A 1,067-nucleotide genomic window follows, 5' to 3' on the forward strand; every position below is an offset into this window, starting at 1 on the left:
GTAGGCGAGCTTGAACGCGGCCACCGCCCGGCGGGCGTGCTCACGATCCTCGGCGTTCCAGACCTCGGCCAAGGCCTTCTTCGCCCCGGGATGCGCGGATTTCGGTAGCGCCGCGAGGACGTTAGCGATCTTGTGGAACCAGCAACGCTGCTCCCGGGTGTCCGGGAACACCTCACGCAGCGCGTTCCAGAACCCGAGTGCCCCGTCCCCGACGGCCAGGACCGGGGCGTGCATGCCGCGGCGCTTGCAGTCACGCAGCAAGTCCGCCCAGGAGCCGGTCGACTCGCGGTAGCCTTCGGCGAGCGCGACCAGTTCCTTACGGCCGTCGGCGCGCACGCCGACCATGACCAGCAGGCACAGTTTCGCCTCGTCCAAGCGCACGTTCAGGTGCACGCCGTCGGCCCAGAGGTAGACGTAGTCGACGCCGGAGAGGTCCCGGTCGCCGAAGGCGCGGGCCTCGTCCTGCCACTGCGCGGTCAACCGGGTGATCGTCGCGGCGGACAACCCTGAGCTGGTGCCGAGGAACTGCTGCAGGGCGGGCACGAAGTCCGACGACGAGAGCCCGTGCAGGTAGAGCAGCGGCAGCACCTCGTTGATCTGCGGCGACTTGCGGCACCAGGCGGGCAGGATCGCCGAGGCGAACCGCCGGCGCTCACCCTGCTCGTCGAGGCGTTTGTCGTTGACCCGCGGCGCCACGATCTCCACCGCGCCTGCGCTGGTGAGTACCTGCCGCGGCCGGGCGTGACCGTTACGCACCACCAGCCGGCGGCCGTTCTCGTCCAGCTCACCCGCGTGCGCGGCGATATAGGCGGCGACCTCCGCCTCCAACGCGGCGGCGAGCATCCGGCGGGCACCGTCTCGGACGATCTCGTCGATCAAGGAGCCGCCGGACACGGCCGGCGCGGACACGGCCGCTGGCGTGGGATCTTCCGGGTTGACTACGGTAAGCACGGGCGTACCCTTCCCGGCCCGCGTTGGCGCGCGGGCTCTACTCGATTCCTTGGACATGGAGCGTCGCCGGGAGGGTACGCCTCCCGACGCTCATCCACAGGTTTCGAGCATTGCTC

The 1,067-nt window shown here is 70.1% G+C and carries 1 protein-coding gene; it reads right to left on the reverse strand.

The window, feature by feature from the left end:
* Window positions 1-951: IS256 family transposase (locus AB0G14_RS35890; protein WP_357705285.1), on the reverse strand; the 951-nt coding region annotated here is incomplete at its 3' end.
* Between the last annotated feature and the right edge of the window lie 116 nt (window positions 952-1,067).

It is taken from the genome of Micromonospora sp. NPDC023814 (assembly GCF_040639595.1).
Taxonomy (GTDB): Bacteria; Actinomycetota; Actinomycetes; order Mycobacteriales; family Micromonosporaceae; genus Micromonospora.